General features: G+C 58.3%; 22 protein-coding genes. 7 read left to right on the plus strand and 15 right to left on the minus strand.

What is annotated here, in order from left to right:
• Positions 1-33 precede the first annotated feature (33 nt).
• On the plus strand, positions 34-951 hold the full coding sequence (locus ABIC51_RS28215; RefSeq protein ID WP_175901422.1) for a hypothetical protein: 918 nt from the start codon (positions 34-36) through the stop codon (positions 949-951).
• A gap of 35 nt (positions 952-986) precedes the next feature.
• Here ABIC51_RS28215 and ABIC51_RS28220 read toward each other — a convergent pair whose 3' ends face one another.
• The 4 genes from ABIC51_RS28220 to ABIC51_RS28235 form a co-directional block, all read right to left on the minus strand.
• Positions 987-1,316, minus strand: coding sequence for a hypothetical protein (locus ABIC51_RS28220; protein WP_124923477.1), 330 nt, complete (start codon positions 1,314-1,316; stop codon positions 987-989).
• A gap of 299 nt (positions 1,317-1,615) precedes the next feature.
• Positions 1,616-2,374 carry a hypothetical protein gene (locus ABIC51_RS28225; RefSeq protein WP_175901420.1) on the minus strand — a complete coding sequence of 253 codons (759 nt, stop codon included), beginning with the start codon at positions 2,372-2,374 and terminating at the stop codon, positions 1,616-1,618.
• A 213-nt stretch (positions 2,375-2,587) separates the two neighbouring features.
• Entirely contained in the window at positions 2,588-2,884 is a 297-nt protein-coding gene (locus ABIC51_RS28230) for a hypothetical protein (RefSeq protein ID WP_175901418.1), read from the minus strand.
• Positions 2,885-2,999: 115 nt separating this feature from the next.
• Positions 3,000-3,497 (minus strand): hypothetical protein, encoded by a 498-nt coding sequence (locus tag ABIC51_RS28235; RefSeq protein WP_175901416.1) that lies wholly within the window; start codon positions 3,495-3,497, stop codon positions 3,000-3,002.
• 73 nt (positions 3,498-3,570) lie between these two features.
• Here ABIC51_RS28235 and ABIC51_RS28240 point away from each other — a divergent pair, with 73 nt between their 5' ends.
• The gene (locus ABIC51_RS28240) at positions 3,571-4,467 is read left to right on the plus strand and encodes a helix-turn-helix transcriptional regulator (protein ID WP_175901414.1); all 897 of its coding nucleotides are present in this window, start codon (positions 3,571-3,573) and stop codon (positions 4,465-4,467) included.
• Positions 4,468-4,629: 162 nt separating this feature from the next.
• On the opposite strand, the gene ABIC51_RS28245 is transcribed toward ABIC51_RS28240, so the two are convergent.
• On the minus strand, positions 4,630-5,421 hold the full coding sequence (locus ABIC51_RS28245) for an SDR family NAD(P)-dependent oxidoreductase (protein ID WP_175901411.1): 792 nt from the start codon (positions 5,419-5,421) through the stop codon (positions 4,630-4,632).
• 75 nt (positions 5,422-5,496) lie between these two features.
• Positions 5,497-6,261, minus strand: coding sequence for an SDR family oxidoreductase (locus ABIC51_RS28250; protein ID WP_048028700.1), 765 nt, complete (start codon positions 6,259-6,261; stop codon positions 5,497-5,499).
• A 139-nt stretch (positions 6,262-6,400) separates the two neighbouring features.
• Here ABIC51_RS28250 and ABIC51_RS28255 point away from each other — a divergent pair, with 139 nt between their 5' ends.
• On the plus strand, positions 6,401-7,345 hold the full coding sequence (locus ABIC51_RS28255) for a LysR family transcriptional regulator (RefSeq protein ID WP_059552967.1): 945 nt from the start codon (positions 6,401-6,403) through the stop codon (positions 7,343-7,345).
• A 374-nt stretch (positions 7,346-7,719) separates the two neighbouring features.
• Here ABIC51_RS28255 and ABIC51_RS28260 read toward each other — a convergent pair whose 3' ends face one another.
• The 3 genes from ABIC51_RS28260 to ABIC51_RS28270 form a co-directional block, all read right to left on the minus strand.
• A complete protein-coding gene (locus ABIC51_RS28260) occupies positions 7,720-8,169 on the minus strand; it encodes a hypothetical protein (protein ID WP_081076273.1) in 450 nt (149 codons plus the stop codon).
• A 102-nt stretch (positions 8,170-8,271) separates the two neighbouring features.
• Positions 8,272-8,613: a hypothetical protein gene (locus ABIC51_RS28265; RefSeq protein ID WP_057056498.1), complete on the minus strand. Its 342-nt coding sequence runs from the start codon at positions 8,611-8,613 to the stop codon at positions 8,272-8,274.
• Between the two features lie 145 nt (positions 8,614-8,758).
• Positions 8,759-9,496 carry a transporter substrate-binding domain-containing protein gene (locus tag ABIC51_RS28270; protein WP_060082615.1) on the minus strand — a complete coding sequence of 246 codons (738 nt, stop codon included), beginning with the start codon at positions 9,494-9,496 and terminating at the stop codon, positions 8,759-8,761.
• Between the two features lie 837 nt (positions 9,497-10,333).
• On the opposite strand from ABIC51_RS28270, the gene ABIC51_RS28275 reads away from it, so the two are divergent.
• Positions 10,334-10,960 (plus strand): hypothetical protein, encoded by a 627-nt coding sequence (locus ABIC51_RS28275; protein ID WP_175862392.1) that lies wholly within the window; start codon positions 10,334-10,336, stop codon positions 10,958-10,960.
• A 56-nt stretch (positions 10,961-11,016) separates the two neighbouring features.
• On the opposite strand, the gene ABIC51_RS28280 is transcribed toward ABIC51_RS28275, so the two are convergent.
• Entirely contained in the window at positions 11,017-11,895 is an 879-nt protein-coding gene (locus ABIC51_RS28280; protein ID WP_175855787.1) for a LysR family transcriptional regulator, read from the minus strand.
• 108 nt (positions 11,896-12,003) lie between these two features.
• On the opposite strand from ABIC51_RS28280, the gene ABIC51_RS28285 reads away from it, so the two are divergent.
• Positions 12,004-12,753 carry an SDR family NAD(P)-dependent oxidoreductase gene (locus ABIC51_RS28285; RefSeq protein ID WP_027792369.1) on the plus strand — a complete coding sequence of 250 codons (750 nt, stop codon included), beginning with the start codon at positions 12,004-12,006 and terminating at the stop codon, positions 12,751-12,753.
• An 18-nt stretch (positions 12,754-12,771) separates the two neighbouring features.
• Here the strand turns inward: ABIC51_RS28285 and ABIC51_RS28290 are convergent, their stop codons facing one another.
• The 5 genes from ABIC51_RS28290 to ABIC51_RS28310 all read right to left on the minus strand — a co-directional run bounded on the left by ABIC51_RS28290 (position 12,772) and on the right by ABIC51_RS28310 (position 16,199).
• Entirely contained in the window at positions 12,772-13,344 is a 573-nt protein-coding gene (locus tag ABIC51_RS28290; RefSeq protein ID WP_081084763.1) for a YbhB/YbcL family Raf kinase inhibitor-like protein, read from the minus strand.
• Positions 13,345-13,533: 189 nt separating this feature from the next.
• Entirely contained in the window at positions 13,534-14,466 is a 933-nt protein-coding gene (locus ABIC51_RS28295; protein ID WP_027792370.1) for an MBL fold metallo-hydrolase, read from the minus strand.
• A gap of 584 nt (positions 14,467-15,050) precedes the next feature.
• The gene (locus tag ABIC51_RS28300; protein ID WP_175901408.1) at positions 15,051-15,437 is read right to left on the minus strand and encodes a hypothetical protein; all 387 of its coding nucleotides are present in this window, start codon (positions 15,435-15,437) and stop codon (positions 15,051-15,053) included.
• 226 nt (positions 15,438-15,663) lie between these two features.
• Positions 15,664-15,897 (minus strand): hypothetical protein, encoded by a 234-nt coding sequence (locus ABIC51_RS28305; protein WP_027792372.1) that lies wholly within the window; start codon positions 15,895-15,897, stop codon positions 15,664-15,666.
• Positions 15,898-15,920: 23 nt separating this feature from the next.
• Complete coding sequence (locus ABIC51_RS28310) at positions 15,921-16,199, minus strand: hypothetical protein (RefSeq protein WP_175862393.1); 279 nt, start codon at positions 16,197-16,199, stop codon at positions 15,921-15,923.
• Positions 16,200-16,538: 339 nt separating this feature from the next.
• On the opposite strand from ABIC51_RS28310, the gene ABIC51_RS28315 reads away from it, so the two are divergent.
• Positions 16,539-17,180: an HAD family hydrolase gene (locus tag ABIC51_RS28315; protein ID WP_208451289.1), complete on the plus strand. Its 642-nt coding sequence runs from the start codon at positions 16,539-16,541 to the stop codon at positions 17,178-17,180.
• Positions 17,181-17,642: 462 nt separating this feature from the next.
• Positions 17,643-17,734: acyl-CoA dehydrogenase N-terminal domain-containing protein (locus ABIC51_RS28320; protein ID WP_175901406.1), on the plus strand; the 92-nt coding region annotated here is incomplete at its 3' end.

The raw sequence follows: 17,734 nt of genomic DNA on the forward strand, positions 1-17,734 counted from the left end.
CGCGCCTTCTAGAACTTCATGGAGTGGCCCGGTATGCGGTTTCTGTTAGCGATGGATTTGGTTGCTGACGCCGACTCGATAGCAGTTCAGCTTCTATCTAACCTTGGCTATAAGCCGAAGCCGCGCGATACGGCCTTCGACCGGTTCGCCATCCTGTTCACGCGTGCCGAGCGTACGATTCCGCCCGTGCCTTACGAGGTGCGTCTTTCGGACGATATTCGACAGAATCCGAAGTACAGGGAGCACAGAAAGGCTTTTGACGAGATAGTGTCGCGATTGCGTAAAGGCGAAAGCGTTCACCCGTATCTTTCAACGCGGGCGGTTCGCGCCGCGTATCAGGATACGCTTCTCCTGACTTGGGGCATTCATCACTTGCACCTGAACAGTATCAACACGGTTGACAAGCGGGGGTTCGTCGCACGTAAGCATGGGGAATCCGAGCTATTGCTACTGCGCATCAAGGACGATACGGCTTACCTGATAGACATCGTTTCCCACGGCGAGCCAGACCTTTTTGACAATCCGCGATTGCTCGAAGTCGTGGACCGAAACTGGCCCGAACTGCACTTTGCTCCCAAAGCGATAACGGCCGAAGCATTTAGCCCAGACCAGGTCAAAGCGTTACGCTCAAATCACGCGAATTTTTCCATACACGTGAACGGGCGCGCGATCCTGCCCAAGGCGGGAGTTACGGCAACAGGGGTGCCCATTGAGGTCTATGGGTGGTACAGGGCGCTTCATGCTGAACTGCGCAACGTCGAAGCGGACGTTCGCCGCCGGTTCTACGAATTTTTCCCACATAGCACCTCGCCGCTGTTGTACCTGCCCGCCGTGCAGAACGTGCGGCTAATCGCGATCGAACCGGAGCTCTTTGTTCTGCAACATCACGAAACGCAGCGGGTCTGCCATGCTCGCCGCGTCGTTGGACAAAAGCAGCAGGTTCCCGCCTAAGTACGCGCTCTGGCGCGCGCTCGTTAGCGTCTTCGTCATGCCCCGTATGTGCTGATGAACGTGCTGTACAGGCGATAGATATCGGTTGCGATTGCACGCCCCGTGCTGTTTCGAATTCGTGACATCGTGTGAGTCACAGCGTCCCGAAACACTTCTCCATCATGCAACACTTCTGGGCCGTACCGGGTCAGGCGGTGCATGATGCTTTGCCAGCTATCGCGAAGTTCAGGCGGCAATTCCTCAGTGGAGAGCTGCCTTAAAACCCAATGCGCGCCGCGAAGTCGGTCCCTAACGTCGCCTTCCCACGTGGCGAGTCGATAAAGAGAGTTTGTCAGCTTTTCACGAACCCGCGAATAGCGTCGCATGCTTTCGCCTTCCTGTAAGTTTTGGGCCTGCGCTCACTTCGCCGCACAGACGCGCGTGCTCTCCGCTCAGGGTGCGCGCATCAAGCTGTTCACACCACGCCAATGCACGAGCATTCAGGGCTTCCTCATCTTCGCCCGTCGCTTTACTATGGCTATGCCAATGACACTTATGCAATCGAGGTCGTGCAAAGAATCTAGTTTGAGATCGTCGTTGAATGTGTTCATGGCGTACCCGATTTGTGACCAGTAGCGTCCTCACCCTGTGTCGGTTTAATTGACACACGCGTCAGCGTGACCGCCTAAGGCTCACTGGGCTCAGGTTTCGGCCAGGCTGCTTCGTTGACGACGAAGGCACTTCGCATGGTTATATGTGGATGAAAAGCTGTACGCTGGTTATAGATGACGATCTCGATTCCCTGGACAGGTTCCGACTCAAGGTGCTGATCTATCTGCGCGTAGTAGTCGGCTTTGTATTGGCCGAGGAAGTCATCGAAGTCGATAATGATAAACGCGATGCAAGCAGCACCGTTGTCATAGGCAAGCATTTGACTTTTGGCCTTACACAGCGTGCTCGTCAACTTCTTGAGAAACTTCCCGTCAAGCGAAGCAGTTATCGATCCTACTGCCCGCGTATTCCGGCGCTCCGCCTCTTCCGCTGAGATATTTATCGACTTCACCTCGCACAGCACTTTCCGATCGTTGAGGGTACCTTCGAGGTCTGGCGTCGGCTTCTTACCTCGCGGGACGAAAGCGACCCCGGAGCAACCCCGGGCAGCCAAATGATTGTGGGCTCGAGCCTGATTTAGAATGTTGATTAACTGCGACCACCCGCGCCCGCCGGGATCGTGCCGCGTCAGGTAAGGCCGGGCTTCCTCCTTCAGGGCCTCCCACGACGCCGCGTCAAGCAGCTGGAACTCCCGCTCGCGGGCAAGCCATATCTCTCTCGCGAGTCCGTCACAAAGCGTGAGTTCAAAGTCTTGAAAGTAAGCCTCCGGGGCCTGTGGCTCCTCTATCAGGTCGCGCAGTTCGAACACCCGCGGCATATCTGCTCGAAACATGGTCGGAGATCGGGAAGGCGTCGGCAATAGTCGCAGTCTAGGCGAATTTTGACTTGAACGACCGGTTTTATGGTGGAAGTGACGTACGAACGGCCACGCGACAGCGCTGCCCAAGGGCCGCTCCTGGCCGAATGCGGCCGGCCGCCGCTCTGTGACGCATGACCGGCGCAGATCGACCCGAAGCGGCCACGCATAGATCTCCAAAGCGGTCGTTTAGCATACGCTCGCCTGGAAAATACCACTGTCGACGTGGCGAAGTACGCCAATCCCAACTCCGTTAGCACCGAGCGGTTGACTGGACCGAACACCGGGCTGGGCCGTCGCAAGCTTGTTGCCGGCGCCCGCGTTGCGCTGGCCGGCGGTCGCATCGAGGGTCACGTTCGCGGCCTCTACCGGATGCGAAATGAGCACGAGGTGACTTGTTTTAACCTCGACTGTCTTCGCGAGTGTGCGGCTTGTCACGAAGCGCACGGGATCCGAATGGGTGGTGCGATCTTCTTTCGATACCATGAGCCGGCTTCGATCACTCCACCGATGTCAGATCAATATCAAGCCGATATCGTTCGGATTGCATATCTATTGTCGTATTCACACGGCAACGGAAGCGTCTCTTCTTGCCCGTTCTCTAGATTTTCATCGAACGGGTACCCTGCGGTTTCCTGCGAAGATAAAGCGTTTGAGCGGTCAACCCCAGAACGAGCGCGACGAGGAGCGCGGCTTGGGCACCGAGAAGCAGTGGCGACCTCGGATCGCTGACCAGCGGATGTCCGTCGGGCACACGCTTCAGCGTTTCGGTAACCGTGGGAACCATCAACACGAATGCGGTCAACGTCAGACAGAAGGTTTCCAGGTAGATACCGGCTCGACCGGGCAGCGGCAGATACGCAACGCCATATCCAGCCAGTAACAGCACGACGGCTCCGATTCCGATGACGTAGCCGATACCTTGATGCGCTATGACGAACACGGTCAGGGAACCAATCAACATGGTAACGAAGTACACCCTCCCGGCAACCGAGCGCGGAACGATCCTGCCGTAACGCGCGAACATGTACACGGCCATGGGGATCGCGGGTAGACTGCCGAGAGTGTGTATCCAGCCGAGCGGCGAAATTCCAAACATGGTTTCAATCCTTGCCTTGCGTGATTTCGTTGGTGGTCGACGCTTACTTTAGGCTCACGAAACCCGAATTGACATGATTGAACCTGGGAAAAACTTGACCATTTTTCCGGATCGGGCGCTTGCTGGTCTGGCTAACGGTGATCTCCTGTCTCAGGTTCTTGCGCGTATGCGCATGACAGGCGACCGCATCTTTTCGTCGATGCTGCTGCCGTTCGCGCAGTTGGACATGTCTGCGCGGGCGGCGCACGCGTACGCAGTCATGGAAGGCGTGGTGAAAATTGCCGGCGATGAGGCAGACGCTTCCGAGATTCGGTCCGGCGAACTGCTCTTGTTGCCGCGCGGACCTGGCAGCCTGCGCATTTCCGCCCTGGACCAACCGGCGAACGTCGTCGTCTGCCACTTCTGGTTTGATCCGGCGAGCCAGCCGGATCTGCTTCTGACGTTACCCGCCATGATCCACCTTCGCCAGGCGGAGACTTGCGACTGGCTGCCGAACATCATGCAGTTTCTTCTGCATGAGGCGGACAATGACGAGGCGGGATCCGCCTTGATGGTCTCCCGCATGATTGATCTCGTGGTGGTGCGTGCGTTGCGTGCCTGGGTTCATCATGGTCATGCATCGAACTGGTTGGGCGGATTGGCGGACAAGCGTATTGCCCGCGCTTTGAAGGCAATCCATGAGCAGTCGCCACGTGGTTTGACGATCGATGGACTCGCTGCCGTCGCGGGCATGTCCCGCTCCAACTTTTGCGAACGTTTCAATGCGCTCGTTGGCAAGTCGCCGTTGCGTTACCGCAATGAATGGCGCTTGAGCGTCGCCCGCGACATGCTGGCGAAAGGTGACGCGCGCGTGGGCGAGGTTGGACGGTCGGTTGGTTACGAGTCGGAAGCCGCTTTCAGTCGTGCCTACAAGGCCTACTTCGGCCATGCCCCTCGAGAAGCGAAGCCATCCATCACGCCCGCTGAATGACCGCGCTGCCCACGACGCCATGAACGATACCGCCGCGAGAATGCAAAACAGCCGCCCCGTGCCTGATTGTCGCGGACGCCACAAACGGAGCGTTTCAGCCAACCGCATCGGGACATTGAGCGAGGCAACTGTCGAAAGCCCGGCTCAATGTCGGCCGGGGTTTTAAAAGGCGCTTTTTATAACGCCCCCGTCGGCTCGCAACGCGGCTCCCGTTGTGGCCGCCGAAAGCGGACTGGCGATATAGGCCACGAGCGACGCAACCTCCTGCGGCGAACCAAATCGCTTGATGAGCGATGTGGGGCGGACTTTCTCGAAGAACTCCTGTTCGAACGCTTCAAACGATTTGCCCTCGGCGCTTGCAAGCGCCTCCACGAACTCGCCCACGCCACGCGATTTCGTCGGCCCCGGCAGCACGCTATTGACTGTAATTCCAGTGCCGGCAACGGCTTCGGCGAGCCCGCGCGACACGGCAATCTGCGCGGCTTTCGTCATCCCGTAGTGGATCATTTCGGCGGGAATCTGCACGCCGCTTTCGCTCGAAATGAAAATGATGCGCCCCCAGTTTGCACGCTTCATCGCGGGCAGAAACAGGCGAGCGAGGCGTACACCGCTCAACACATTGACGTCGAAGAAACGCGACCAGTCGGCGTCGGGGATCTCCCCAAACGGCTTGGGCTCGAAGATGCCCAGGTTGTTGACCAGGATTTCCACGTCCGGATAACGCGTTGCCAGTTCGTCAGCCGCCGCGGCTGTGGCGAGATCGCCCGCAAAACCCGTGACGTCGCTGCCCGTCTCGGCTTTCAGTTGCGCGACCACATCATCCACTGATGACTGGGAGCGGCCATTCACGATCACGCGCGCGCCTTCCTGCGCCAACGTCCTGGCGATAGCGAAGCCAATGCCGGCGGTGCTGCCGCTGACCAGTGCGAGTTTGCCTTGCAGATTCAGGTCCATGAGTCATTTCCTTTGCATGTGTGAGGGAAAACTGGCGGCATCGGCAGGTAGAAGCCGGATGCCGACAAAGAGGGATCAGGTCCGGGTAATGGACGCGCCACCGTCAACGAGTGATGCCGTACCGGTCACGAATGACGAATCGTCGGAAGCGAGATACAGCACCGACCGGGCAAGCTCTTCCGGCTTTGCAACGCGCTTGAGCGCATGCAGGCCCGTGACGAACGCCTGCGATTCATGGGTGTCGTTCATGCCGCGATACATGTCCGTGTCGACAGCGCCCGGCAACACCGCGTTCACGCGCACGCCTTGCGCGCCATACTCGGCAGCAAGTGCCTGCGTCAAGCCGATCAGGCCCGCCTTGCTCGCCGCATAAGCCGCAGTGCCGGGAAACGCGAACGAGTAACCGACGAACGTCGACGTGAAGATGATCGATCCACCGCCTTGCTTCACCATTTCCGGAATCTGGTGTTTCGCGCCAAGGAAGGCGCTCGTCAGATTGGTCGACAGCGCGGCATTCCAGCCTGCTTCGGAAATACCGGTGCTCGGCCCCATCTCGCCGAGCGTACCGGCATTGTTGTAGGCAATGTCCAGGCGGCCGAACCGGCTCACCGCGAGCGCGACCAGCGCCTTCGAAAAGTCTTCCGATTGCACGTCACCCGCCAGGTATGCTGCTTCGCCGCCTTCGCTGACGATCTCCGCGGCGAGTGTTTCGAGTTCCGCCGCGCGCCGCGCCGCGATGACCACCTTGGCGCCTTCCTTCGCGAACAGCTTTGCCGTCGCACGCCCAATCCCTGCGCTGGCGCCCGTGACGATGGCGACTTTTCCTTTCAAGCGTTGCATTTTCAATCTCCTGATGCACTTCGTCGGCCAGTGCCCCATGCATTGGCGCGTTGAAAGCAATATAGGCCTCAGTTTTGATTGTAGAAAGGACCAAAATGTGCTTCTATCATTCAGCTTTTGTGAATGAATCGAGGTACTGATGGATCGTCTGCGCGCCTTCGAGGTTTTCGTGACGGTGGTGAGCCGTGGGGGCTTCGCGCGCGCCGCGGATGCGCTCGGCACGTCGCCCGCCAATGTCACACGCTATGTGAATGAACTGGAGGCGCATCTGGGCACGCGCTTGCTGAATCGCTCGTCGCGTACGCTTTCTCTTACCGAGGGCGGCGAGACGCTTTACGCCCGTTGCAAGTCGATCCTCGACGATGTCGCCGAGACGGAGGGGCTGGTCTCGTCGGCGTCGGTCGAGCCGCGCGGGCGGCTGCGCATCAATGCACCCGTGAGCTTCGGTATTTTGTATCTGGCACCGTTGTGGCCCGAGTTCATGCGGAAATACCCGGGAGTCGAACTCGACGTCGGACTGATTGACCGCGTCGTCGATATCGTGGACGAAGGCTACGATCTCGCGATTCGCATCTCACGCGCCGGATCGACCAGTCATGCGGCCCGCAAGCTGGCGACGTCGCAAAACATTCTGTGCGCATCGCCGGCCTATCTGGCTCGCTTCGGCGTTCCGGCAGCCCCGGCGGAGCTGGGCGGGCACCGCTGTATCGGCTACACGTATGCGTCCACCGGCGACGACTGGCAACTGATCGACGAGCGCGGCAAGCTTCACTCGGTGAAGGTCGACTGTCACATGCATACCAACAACGGCGATACGGCGCGTGCAGCGGCCCTTGCCGGACACGGCGTGATCCAGCAGCCCACTTTCCTGATCGGCAAGGATCTCGGCGAGGGCAGGCTCGTGCATGTGTTGCCCCGGTACCGCTTGCCGGATATCGACATTCTCGCGCTGTATCCGAGCCGTCGGCACCTGAGCGCCAGAGTGCGCGTCATGATCGATTTCCTGGTCGACGCGTTCAGTGGCGTGCCTCCCTGGGACCGGAACGACGGAAATTGGGCAGGTGCCGCGCCGGCGACGGATTGAAAGCGCATCCGCATCCAGTACATGCGCCAGCCATGTTCGGACGTTCGGGTTCAGGGAGTGCGCGATCGTTCTGCATCTAGGCGCACAGACATTCGGACGGCGGCTCTGGGCAGCTTTTGACTACTGCCCGCGACTATCTGGGAGTGCCATCGTCCGATGGATACGGAATTCGCGCGAAGGCCGTATCCTCGGCGCTTGGACATTCGAATGTCCAAGCGATGCAGCCAGCCGACGGCCGCAACTGGCCGGCCCCGGTCGAATGGTATCGGGGTAGTGTCGGACTGGTTGATGCCGACCCGTAGCGGCCAGTCAAATTTATCGGAAGCAGACGTTCGACGGAGTGCGTCGGCAAGTTGGCTGGATTGTTGGGTGCGTCATTGGAGAACGATGACCTTTCCGCCATTGCGCTCAAAATCAGAACGAGTCGTACGACGGACTTCCTGTGCTAATGACTCGCGGTGAAGAATGTCTCGAAAAAACAGTTTTGGTGGCTGATACGCTTTCCTGAACCCTTGGAGCGAGGTGCCTTTGACGCTCGAAGTTACTTCTTCAACACGCGCCAGCCATGAGCACTTGAGGTCGGACCGCTTAAGAGCGGCGTTTATTCGGTGTTCAACCGCCAGGTAACCGTCTGGGCCATCTGCTATTGATCGGAACTCTTCTGCCGTTACCTGAGTAACTACGATTTCCGGTCGATCTGTGCTCGTTAACGACACCCATCCGAGAGTCGCCATGTCGGTGTCGGCAGAAAATTCAACAATGGGGAATTGCTTCGCGCTGGTGTTCGACTGTAACCATACGATTGTGTCGTAGATAGTGGCCATGGCGGAGAATTTCCGAATTAAGAAGCACAACCATTGTCAACGGTCTGAGAGGTGAAGTCGAACGGCAGAGACTGGCCGATCTGAGCCCAATAAACGACCGACTCAGGCGCATTGGTCATAGTTGTGTCTTATGTCGCCGCAGGCGCGATCAAATCGCTCGTGGTATTCGGCACAGAATCGTTTCTCGTTCGACGATAAGTTCAATAACGCGAGGAGATTCGCTGCATTGTTCGAGGCAGCAAAGGCTTCGAGTTCATGCGGAGCATCAGGGTACAACTCCCTCATTGGTTCGAGAGTGCCGGAGTTCCGAACGGCGTAGTCAATGACCCACATGCTGTAGACGACGCGTTCGATCAGCGTCAGGCTGTCGAAACCCTCAAGTGATCTTTTCTGAATGACTCGGTCGCCTTCGTCAATCAACCACGTTTCCAAATCGAGTTTCATAGGCGGGTCGGCACTATAGATGCCTTTCAGCAAGGCGTTGTTTGCGCTGGGTATGAAAGGTGTCGCCCTAGATGTGCGGCGATGGACGGAATTGTCAGCAATCTAGCTCCGCCTGTCGAGTGTCCGTTCGTGGCCGAAGCCCGTCTCACACCCCATGCGCGAGAGCGGAATCGATTTCATTGTTTGTCAAGCCGAATCTCGCCATACGAGCGCGATGCTCTTCTGAGCCAAGATATGAACGAAGTTGCCCGTTTACCGCATTGAGCAGAGCGCTGTTTCGTTTGCTAAACGAGAATGCGCCGAGCGGGAGCTTCTGCTGCGTGCCATTCGTTTGCGGCTCGTGCTCCACTGCCTCAAGCATTGAGCCTCCGATCCGATACGCAACTATGCGATTTCCCAAGGCTGTGCTTGCATACGCGTCGATCGCGCCCGAGAGAACCGCTTCGATCGCGTCGGCCTGTTGCTCGAAGATGGCTATCTGGTCCTCGCTTACGCCTGACGTTCTCGCCGACTCGTGTTGCACCTGTCCGGCAATGACGCCAAGGCGCGCCTCGGGACGTTTGGCGAGTGACACGTAGCTGTTGAGCGCTTTCGGATTTCCAGTCCGAACCAGAAAGCCGTCTCCGATCCCCCATACGGGTACGCTGAACGCGACGATATTGGCGCGTTCAGGGGTAACGAAGAGCGGAACGTTCATATCCCAGTGACCTGCTTCAACGCCGGGTAGCAGTTCACTAAATGTCGTCAGGCGATGCTCGATCCGGGTAACACCGATCGCCCGAAGAACCGTATCGGCCAGATCAACGTCAGCACCCGTAGCAGTACCATCCGCTTCCGTCCAACCGAACGGTGGTTCTTCGATGTATGCAATCGTTACCTTCATCGCTGCGCCTCGCGAAATGGGAATGGCCATCAAACCTGGAGCTGATTGTTGACGATTCTACCTACGTGCGCAGATGTCGCTTTTTGGCCGGGAGCAAGCGGACGCAGTTGGCCCCGAATGTCCCGCAACACCGCTTTTCCAGCATAGGTGACCGAGCTTGAGACAGAGAGCGTCCTGTCTGAACTCAGCGCTTCGACCGGCCGCGCGGTGGGCCGGGAATCGGTCCAGAAATCAGGACGTTACCGCCGGAACCCTTGCTCCACTATGCGAATCGACAAATTTAATGCGGACGTAGGCGAGTTGACGACATTATTTTAATGGGACCGTCAATAAAGTCGTCAATTCGCGGGACAGAGGCCTTGATCCATGAGAATTCTGGAGTGACGGAATTATTTTTCTCCACGAAAATCTCAGAAAACTGTCCGAACGAGTGAGGCCACCTCTGTTTGCGACGCCTGGGGGGCGCATCACACCCTGTCCGATGCCAACGGCACATTCCTCGCCGTGATCCTGACCTGCGCGAACGCCAACGCTACTCGACGTCCGAGGATACACGGCGGCTGTCCAGGTCCTTCAATGCCGGAAACGCGTCGCGGTCCCACGAGTGCAAGCCATACGACTTCTAAATGATATTGCGCCTGACGAATATTTCGAAGGTGGGTGTTCCTGGCGACAAGTTGCCCAGTCGCTTGACTATGTACGTCTTGCGCGTCGTCGACGATAAATTCACTGACGCAGGGCGAAGACCAGACTTTGCGCCTGTTTGATCGGCGCGGACATCATGTGCGCTGCTCAGCCTCATCCGGTATCAATCGACTGCGAATAATGGAGTGGATCATGGGACAGGGAAATCTGGCGACACCGATTGTCGTCGCAACAGGAATCGCAGTTGCGCTACTCGGCGGATGTGGCGGCGGCAGCGACAGTGGCGCATCATCCGGCAGTCAAAACGCAGCGGTCTCGGGAACGGTTGCCGGGGGTAATCCGGTGGCCAATGCGACGATCACCGCCACCGACGTTAACGGGAAGACCGCAACGACCCAGGCCGGGGCGAATGGAGCGTATACGTTGAATGTTGCCGGACTGTCGCAGCCAATCGCGCTCGTCGCGACTGATCCGTCCGGCCAGGTCAGCCCGCTCGTCACGGCGCTCGCCCAGCTACCCGCGAGTGGACAGACCGCGGTTGCGAACGTCACCACGCTGACCACGGCACTGGTCGCGTTATTGACGCCCGATGGCCATCCGATGGATTTCGTCACGTCCGGGGCGCCGGTCACGCTTGCCAATACGGTGACCGCGGCAAGCGTGTCGAATGCGACCAGCACGCTCGATACCTACCTCGCCAATCTGCTTGGTGCGGTCGGCTTGCCCGCAACCTACGATCCGGTGGCCACGGCATTCACGGCCGACCACACTGGAGCCGACGCACTGATCGATTTGCTGCACGACGCCTCCGTGGCGTGATTCGAATGCAGCGCGACGGCAGCCGATGGCGCTGAGCGCCGGGGCGACGGGATACTTCATTTCGAAAGTTGCGCCGTAACGAAATCGACGAATACGCGCGCGCGCGTCGGCATGTTTTTTCCGAAAGCGTGAATAGCGTGCACGGGGACGCACGCGAGCGCCTGATCGGGTAGTACAGCCTGCAGCCTCCCGGCGGCGAGATCGTCCCGTACGGCAATTTCCAGTATTTGGGCGATACCCAGTCCGTTCAATGCCGCTACGCGCATTGCCTCACCGTTATCAGCGTCGAACCTGCCTTCGATGGAGCTGGACGTTCCATCGGCGAAGTTCAAGGGGTACGGTCGGCCATTGAGCCGGTAGCGCACATGCCGATGTGCAGCGAGATCCGCAGCAACACGCGGTGATCCCCGCTCGCGCAGATATGCAGGCGCCGCAACTAACACCAGCCGAAGACTGGTGATCGGCAGCGCATACAGGCCGCTGTCTTCCAGCCATCCCGCCCTGATCGCGATATCGATGCGATCGCGGATCAGGTCGGCATGATGGTCGCTGACGCTCACGTCGAGTGCGAGTTCCGGGTGGTTTGGCAGGAGTTCCCGCGTGACGGGATCGAGCAAAAAGCGACCCAGTTCGCCAGGCAGGCTTACACGCAGTCTTCCTGCGGCGGCGGCCAGCGATCGCAATACTTCTTCGGCGGCCTCCAGCCCGCGCATCAGCGGGGCAATGCGCTCATAAAACGCCTGACCTTCAATCGTCAGAATGGAGGCCCTGGTCGAGCGCTGGAATAACGTGACGCCCAGGCGCTTTTCGAGCCTTGCCACGCTCTTTGACACGGCCGACGTCGTCGTACCCAAAGATTGCGCCGCAGCCGTGAACGAGCCCGTCTCGACGGAGCGAACGAACGCGGGAAAGCCGCTAAATTTATCCACGGACATGATGACAAAGTGGAAAGAGTGAAATGACCTACGAGTGACTTCAACCCACCAGAAGCCGTTGCTAAATTCTGGCTCTACGCCGGACAGGTGGAATATGACGGAGAAAACATGAATCGACTCGCAAACAAGGTTGCTGTTGTTACTGGCGCAAATAGTGGAATCGGATTGGCCACGGCCAGGCTGCTGATTGAAGAGGGCGCGAATGTCATTATGGTGGGCCGACGTCCGGATGCCATCGATGCGGCCGTGGCCGAACTTGGCGACCGGGCGATCGGACTGACGGGAGATCTCGCGAACCCGAAAACGCACGACGAAGTGGCCGCGCTAGTGTCGAGGCGCTTTGGAGGAATTGACATATATTTCGCGAACGCGGGAGTGAATACTATCGAAGCATCGAACGAAGTGAGCGAAGACTCCTATGATCGTCACTTCGCCACAAACACCAAAGCAATTTTCTTCGGGATACAGAAGATCACGCCACTCATGAGAGAGCGTGGTGCCATTCTATTGACGAGTTCGATCGCGAGTTCGAAAGTGTTCGAAGGACATGCAGTCTACGCGGGTACGAAGGCCGCAATCGAGGCCTTCGCGCGGAGTTGGGCTTTGGAGCTTCAGGCGCGTGGCATTCGTGTGAATGTACTGAGTCCCGGGCCGGTCGACACGCCAATTCTGACGAAGCTGGGTATCGCGTATGACGAGCGGCCGGCGTTCGAGGCTGCCGTCGCAGGGCGTATTCCGCTAGGCCGCCTCGGACTTCCTGAAGAACTCGCACGCGCGGCGCTCTTTCTCGTGAGTGACGAGGGCAGCTTCGTCAACGGCGTCAACTTGCGTGTCGACGGTGGCATGTCGCTCAGTTGATAGTACCCGTGGCGCGGCTCAATTCGCCGCGCTTTGGTAGGTCGCGACATAGCGAGCCCGAGCGATGATCTTCCCGTGCATTTGAAACGCAACGAGTGCAGGGCTAGATGCCGGGCTCACGTCGATATGCGGGATATCGAGTGCGTACGCGGTGACGATATAACGATGTGGCTTGCCTTGTGGTGGACACGGTCCGCCATACTTCGATTGGCCGAAGTCGGTCAGCGTTTCGGTGACCCCGGGCGGCAGCAGATTCACGTTGCCGGAGGCGCCCTTTTGCAGAGAGGTCTGCGAGGGCGGTATGTTGACAACAGCCCAATGGGTCCAGCCGAGACCGCCCGTCGGCGCGTCGGGGTCATGAATCGTCACGACGATGCTGCGAGTACCGGCTGGCGCGTTTGACCATGTCACGTGCGGTGACACATTCTCGCCGTGGCAGCCGAATCCGCTGAAGACTTGTTCATTCCTGAAACGGCCGTGATCCAGATCGGCAACTTTCAGCGCAAACGTTTCGGCGGTCGCGACGCCGGGCAGCGTTGCGAATAGCGCGCAAGCGCAAACAGCTTTTCGTGGCATGGGAAGGGATCGCATGGCAGGCTCCTGTGGATTGAAGGGCTCCACGCGCCGCGTGCGCACATGGAGATAGCAGTCATGCTCGAAGAAATTCAGGTGCAGGTAACGCTTAACGACAGTGTCATGCACGGGATGCGCACCAGTCGCTTCCGGATACGGAAAGTGAGTCCAGATCGCGGTGGGTGATTATCAATTATCCGATATCGATTAGTAATCCCACGTAACAGGAACAAAGCGAAAGCTGTCGCCGTTCCTTGCAATGTGTCCGATGGATGGGAACGAGACGTGTGCTGCGGCAAGCAAAGCGCCCGTTTCCGCGGCTTCGTTGAACAGCGCGAGACGCACGTCCACTGCACCTTCAGGATCATGCTCGAAGCCATTCTGCCAATCCGGATTGTCGAAGTTGACTTCGAAAATCGCATCTCCTACGAACGTTAGCTTCTCGCCGTTTGATGTGACGTCCACGACGCAGTGCCCCGGTGTGTGCCCGCCCGTCACGCGCGCCGACACGCCCGGTGCGACTTCGACTGCCTGATCGAACTGCACGATATTCTCGCGGTAGAGTTCCACGAACTTCGCAGCAGCCTTGCGTAGCGCAGGCGGAACCGTCTCCGGCATCACCGTCTTGCTGAAGTCCGGGTTTTTCCAGAACTCTACTTCCGAGGCCGACACGTGGATGCGCACGTCCGGGCGTAGCCTGGCCTTGACGCCATCGACGTTCAAGCCGCCAACGTGATCCATATGCATGTGCGTAATGACGATGTCAGTGATTGCAGTAAGGTCGATACCTGCCGACTCCAGTCGCACTACTGACTGTCCGGCTCGCGTGAAGTATTCGAAACCATCACCCACGCCCGAGTCGATCAGAATGAGCTGCCCGCCGCTACGCACGAGCGCAATATTCAGCGCCCAGTCGAACATGTCTCGTTGCAGGAAACGACCATCGAACCATTCGTTGCGATCCGCTTCGCTCACATTGGTGGACATGGTGGAGGTGGGCAGCGGTAGAACGCCATCGCTGATCAATACGACATCGATGTCACCCACGCGCACCGCGTAACGGGAAGGTACGAGTTCAGCTGAACCCTGTTTGCCCAGGTTGGAAGTAACGGGCTGCACATTGCGAGTTGTCTTGCTCATGATCCATTGTCCTATTGCTTCAGTTGGGGGGATCCGGTACACGCGGCGCGGTTCACCTGAGCGACCACGGGTTTTGCGCGTATCGCTTTGCTCGCAATTCAAGCGAGCGTGTGACGCATTGTAGTGAGGGACGGGCGAGCGCCGGTAGGATCGCGAGTGCGTATGCCATGTTGTCTGGACGGCAACAATCCAGGTCGTACAGCTGGCGAAATGCAATGCCAGCGACAGAACATCTGACTTAATTCGGGTTTCTATCTGCCAGATGCGTCGCGAGAAGCAAGTGATCGAACGGGCCCAAAATGGTGCTTGACGGCAAACTCGATGACGCGTATCGGGCTGCTCGATCTTGCCATCTGACACGTGGACGAATCATGCACGCTAGCGCAGGGTCCGGGAAAGGTGGCCATGGTTCGCATCATGCGTGATGTGTGCGGACCGCATAATTCAGTGTCAAAAAGCCTTCTCGGACAGACACGGACGGTTCTGCGCTCAAACCCTGCAATGCACGCCTCGATTGCTGTAAGGTCGAATGGCAGCTTCCGAAGGCGAATTGGTCGAAAAAATTTCCAGATTTTTTGAACTACCTATAGGCTTAACTCGAGAATTTCACCACTTGCAGCAGCCGAATTAAAGAAATCACGCATTTCTACCAACTTAGAAATCAGATCCGCTCGCTGCATTTCCAGAGTGTATGTCTCTCCTTGTGGCGTCCATCTGTAGATGAAGCTGATCATCTCTTCCTCGCGCCCCTCAAGTTCGCAGATTTGATGCGCCAGCTCGCACGCGATCTGGCTAAGTGCAGCTGGTTCGGCCTCATCTTCCTCGAACTGATCGTATGTCGTTCCGAGCGATGCGTTAACTCTGCACCAGAACCCTGACACGAACAGCCATTCCGAAGCGATTCCATCCAGAACGAAGACAGGCTCCTCAATATTTCCGGCGATAAAGAAGCGTGAACTCCTGGCGCTCATACACCACCATATTAATCCGTTGCTGACGTTCGATTGTCGTCGATTCAAGTCGTTGCGTCGACTGACCGCTTCTGGCCGGCTGCTGCCTTCCGCAGTTGCTTGCCGTAGGCCAGCGCAGTTACCCGAAATCGACCCATAAGAGACAGATACAATTCCTGAAAGCGGCCACGCACAGCGACGTCGGCCGACGGGAAGTGGGCGCGTTGCGCCTCATGACCAACCCCTTTCACTCGGACGCCTCGTCGATAGCCTTCAGAATCATTTGTTGGTCGTCAATTACACTCTCATCTCCGGAAAAGCGGGACATCTCCATATGTCCGTCGTCGAACACGTCGATCTCGATACGCTCACCTGGCACAGTTATCGAGATCAGAATGGTGTCTGGGCGATGCCGGCCCAATGTATAAAAGAGGTGGCGATCGTCGAGGTCACTAAGCAATTCGTACAAGGCGTGCGTCATATATCCCCCGCCAAGATCAGCAGCTAGCCGTGAGAACCGAGTTGAAACAAAACTGCAAAAATAATGGCAGTGAAGAACGCCAGCGCCGTCGCCCCTTGGATTCTGGTTCGCCGTACCATTTTGGCCGACACAATATCTTCTGCAGACATGTTGAGCCAGAATTTGTACCACCATTTCCAAGCCCTTGATCTGCAATAGAAGGCCAATATTCGCTCTGGACGAAATGCCATGATTGCGGATATCGCGGCGCCGTAAGCGATCACGACAAAGCCGAAAATGATGCGGTAGGTCGATCCGTTCACGTAGCTGTCTCAGGTCGACATAGCGAGGAAATAGGCAGAACGTCCGAAATTCGATCAACGAACCCATACAGTCACAATCTAGACTGTCGACCGCAACTGGCTTGTCGGGGTTTGCACTACGTTGCGGGTTGTGCCAGCACCGCTAGGCCCACGCGCTAGGATATCGCTCGCATCCGGCTAACCACCAAAGTTTTTCTTCGAGATTGTCGATGATCCAGGAACGGATGGCGAAAGGGCGTTGTTGGCGCCGACTCCCGTCATTGCCCACCCACCCCGGCATCGCCAAACCCCGAAGATCCGTTTTTGCGGAACCCGATCCACCCGATGATGATAAAAGCCGTGTTCTTCGACGTCGGCGAAACGCTGATCGATGAAAGTCGAGACTGGAACGAGTGGGCCGACCATCTCGAGGTGCCGCGACGGGTGTTTCATGCGTTGCTCGGCGCGGTCATCGCGCGTGGTCAGCATCATCGTCGCGTGTTCGATCTCGTGCGGCCGGGTGTCGACTTCGTCGCATTGTGCCGGGAGCGCGAGGCGACCGGGAGCACTTATACGGTGACCGCGGAAGATCTCTACCCCGACGTCGTGCCGTGCCTGAAACGACTGCGCGAAGCCGGCGTGCTGGTCGGCATCGCGGGAAATCAACCCGTCGCGACCGAACGTGCACTCCGTGCGCTCGGCGTGCCGGCGGACATCGTTGCGTCGTCGGCGTCGTGGGGCGTCGACAAGCCGGATGCCCGCTTTTTCGAACGCATCGTCGCCGAGACGAACGGAATCGAGCCGTCCAGGATTGCCTACGTCGGCGATCGGCTCGACAACGATGTCGAACCGGCGCGGCGGGCCGGCATGGTTCCGGTGTTCTTGCGGCGCGGCCCATGGACAATCATTCAGTCCGGTTCCGGGCGGTTCGCGTCTCCCGTGCATGCGATCGACAGCCTTTCCGCGCTTCCGGCGTTACTGTCCGGAAGTTTGGGGACATAACCTTGATCAAGGACGCGAGGGCTGAATGACACCGACGCGTCGCAACCGGTCAGCGTGGGTTCGTGCTAGATGTGCTCGATGTATTTCGGCATCTTTCTGCGCTGGATGCCGTGCTGACGTGCTCAGCTTCGATACTCCCGCTGCCCGCTGCCCGCTGCCCGCTGCCCGCTGCCCGAATCCGAATCCGAATCCGAATCCGGCCCCCCGATCACACCGTCCAACCAGCCGCCAACTCGTCATTCCCGCCCAAACCCGACTCCGGCCAAACCCGCACCCCGCCTGCCGCTTCCGCCCCCGCCCCCACATCCCGTGGCCGATTTTGTCACCAGGTGGGCCGAATATGACAATGGAAACCGGCTCGCACGGCATTAGGATGGGTCACCTCGCCGCCCGGAGCTGGCCGGTTTTGCCGTATCGGCCCCGTGGCGCGCCTCATTCACCGCCTGATTTGGAACATCGACCATGAGCTATAACGCCCCCGTCAAGGACATGCTGTTCGTGCTGAAGGAACTCGCGGGCATCGACGCCGTTGCGCAACTGCCGGGTTTCGAGGA

Source organism: Burkholderia sp. 572 (genome assembly GCF_040545135.1).
GTDB classification, from domain to species: Bacteria; Pseudomonadota; Gammaproteobacteria; order Burkholderiales; family Burkholderiaceae; genus Burkholderia; species Burkholderia cepacia.

Bases quoted from the DNA above. Each gene is read 5' to 3' on its own strand.
- ABIC51_RS28215 (WP_175901422.1), top strand. From the start codon at position 34: ATGCGGTTTCTGTTAGCGATGGATTTGGTTGCTGACGCCGACTCGATA.
- ABIC51_RS28220 (WP_124923477.1), bottom strand. From the start codon at position 1,316: ATGCGACGCTATTCGCGGGTTCGTGAAAAGCTGACAAACTCTCTTTAT.
- ABIC51_RS28225 (WP_175901420.1), bottom strand. From the start codon at position 2,374: ATGTTTCGAGCAGATATGCCGCGGGTGTTCGAACTGCGCGACCTGATA.
- ABIC51_RS28230 (WP_175901418.1), bottom strand. From the start codon at position 2,884: ATGGTATCGAAAGAAGATCGCACCACCCATTCGGATCCCGTGCGCTTC.
- ABIC51_RS28235 (WP_175901416.1), bottom strand. From the start codon at position 3,497: ATGTTTGGAATTTCGCCGCTCGGCTGGATACACACTCTCGGCAGTCTA.
- ABIC51_RS28240 (WP_175901414.1), top strand. From the start codon at position 3,571: ATGATTGAACCTGGGAAAAACTTGACCATTTTTCCGGATCGGGCGCTT.
- ABIC51_RS28245 (WP_175901411.1), bottom strand. From the start codon at position 5,421: ATGGACCTGAATCTGCAAGGCAAACTCGCACTGGTCAGCGGCAGCACC.
- ABIC51_RS28250 (WP_048028700.1), bottom strand. From the start codon at position 6,261: ATGCAACGCTTGAAAGGAAAAGTCGCCATCGTCACGGGCGCCAGCGCA.
- ABIC51_RS28255 (WP_059552967.1), top strand. From the start codon at position 6,401: ATGGATCGTCTGCGCGCCTTCGAGGTTTTCGTGACGGTGGTGAGCCGT.
- ABIC51_RS28260 (WP_081076273.1), bottom strand. From the start codon at position 8,169: ATGGCCACTATCTACGACACAATCGTATGGTTACAGTCGAACACCAGC.
- ABIC51_RS28265 (WP_057056498.1), bottom strand. From the start codon at position 8,613: ATGAAACTCGATTTGGAAACGTGGTTGATTGACGAAGGCGACCGAGTC.
- ABIC51_RS28270 (WP_060082615.1), bottom strand. From the start codon at position 9,496: ATGAAGGTAACGATTGCATACATCGAAGAACCACCGTTCGGTTGGACG.
- ABIC51_RS28275 (WP_175862392.1), top strand. From the start codon at position 10,334: ATGGGACAGGGAAATCTGGCGACACCGATTGTCGTCGCAACAGGAATC.
- ABIC51_RS28280 (WP_175855787.1), bottom strand. From the start codon at position 11,895: ATGTCCGTGGATAAATTTAGCGGCTTTCCCGCGTTCGTTCGCTCCGTC.
- ABIC51_RS28285 (WP_027792369.1), top strand. From the start codon at position 12,004: ATGAATCGACTCGCAAACAAGGTTGCTGTTGTTACTGGCGCAAATAGT.
- ABIC51_RS28290 (WP_081084763.1), bottom strand. From the start codon at position 13,344: ATGCGATCCCTTCCCATGCCACGAAAAGCTGTTTGCGCTTGCGCGCTA.
- ABIC51_RS28295 (WP_027792370.1), bottom strand. From the start codon at position 14,466: ATGAGCAAGACAACTCGCAATGTGCAGCCCGTTACTTCCAACCTGGGC.
- ABIC51_RS28300 (WP_175901408.1), bottom strand. From the start codon at position 15,437: ATGAGCGCCAGGAGTTCACGCTTCTTTATCGCCGGAAATATTGAGGAG.
- ABIC51_RS28305 (WP_027792372.1), bottom strand. From the start codon at position 15,897: ATGACGCACGCCTTGTACGAATTGCTTAGTGACCTCGACGATCGCCAC.